Annotated in this window: 1 protein-coding gene; it reads left to right on the forward strand. The window is 58.1% G+C overall.

Annotation, left to right across the window (positions count from 1 at the left end; all coding sequences use genetic code 11):
* Window positions 1-262: 262 nt before the first annotated feature.
* Entirely contained in the window at window positions 263-1045 is a 783-nt protein-coding gene (gene modA, locus YU9_RS0138295) for a molybdate ABC transporter substrate-binding protein (RefSeq protein WP_036019381.1), read from the forward strand.
* Window positions 1046-1359: the final 314 nt, after the last annotated feature.

The raw sequence follows: 1359 nt of genomic DNA on the forward strand, positions 1-1359 counted from the left end.
GCAAAACAACGCGCGGTAACGCATCGTGACAACCCCACTGTCACTGTAATTATCGTGTCTCACTTCAGGGGTGCAGTCCAGCACTGTCACCGTAACTGCAAGCGGAAATCTTACGATCAATCGGAGCATTACTGATCTTGCCCCGAAGCTGACAAGCGCTGCGCATCGTGTTTCAATTGGCAATACTTCCGATTAGCTAACCCGCGCCCCACTAGCATGCTAGTCTCGCTCAGTAGGAATTGCCGGCAAACAGGAGGACGCTATGTTCAAATGTTCCGTTGCGGCAATATTTGCAGTTGGGGCAACATCCAGTTTGCTGCTGGGCGCAGCGGTGCCATCCCTCGCACAGGCGGCCGACATCGAGTTGCTTGGTCCGGTCTCTCTTCGCGTCGTGCTCCCGAGTCTCTTGCCGCAATTCGAGCGGTCGTCGGGGCACAAGGTCAAGGTTGGCTACGCCACGCTTGGTGCTATCGCGAAACGTCTTCTCGACGGTGAAATCGTTGACGTGGCAATGGTGTCGCCCGAACAAAACGAGCAGCTACAAAAGCAGGGCAAACTGTTGGAAGGCAGCCGCGCGGAAGTCGCCAGCGTCGGCTTCACGGTCTTCGTGAAGAAGGGCGCCCCAAAACCCGACGTGGGTTCGGTGGACGCGCTGAAGCGTACGTTGCTGGCGGCAACGTCGATCGTTCTTGGCGATCCAGCTGCCGGTGGCGGAGCGGGCGTCTACACCGCGGGCTTGATGGAACGCTTGGGGCTCGCGGCTGACATAAAGTCCAGGACCAGGCTGGTGAAGTCCGGCACCGAGGTCGCTGAGGCGGTGGCGAAGGGTGAAGCCGAAATCGGAATTGGGGTGGCGAGCGATGCGGCAATCGTTCCCGGTCTCGACGCTTTCGCGCTGCCACCAGGAGCTCAGAGCTATTCCGTATACGTGGCTGGGATCAGCTCGGGCAGCAAGCAGATCGATGCGGCAAAGGCGCTGATCGTGTTCCTGACCGCACCTGCAACTAAGCAAGTCTTGAAGGCCAATGGCTTCGAGACACCATGAGATTCTTGCGCGCGGTCTGTTCGACTTGCCGATGCCCCATCATGATCTTCAGTCCTGCCAATTGGATAGACTGAAACACTGATATCTCTGCGTCGCAACAGCCGCCTTTTTCAACAGAATCGGCCCTTAGCCGAACAACGCTGATGCCATTCTGATGTCAGCTATCCGGGGTAGACCCGGACGCGGGGCCGCGATTGCCCTTACCGCCGCTTGTGACCCAATGTATGGTCCGGCCGTGCGGTGCAAGAAGATTTCGACGATGCGGTAGATACGGTCTTGCATCAATGTATCCGGCCTCTGCTTGGAGCGGAGTG

Source organism: Bradyrhizobium sp. WSM1743, from assembly GCF_000473065.1.
Taxonomy (GTDB): Bacteria; Pseudomonadota; Alphaproteobacteria; order Rhizobiales; family Xanthobacteraceae; genus Bradyrhizobium.

Excerpts from the sequence above, each read along its gene's own strand:
- modA (WP_036019381.1), top strand. The coding sequence starts at position 263 with ATGTTCAAATGTTCCGTTGCGGCAATATTTGCAGTTGGGGCAACATCC.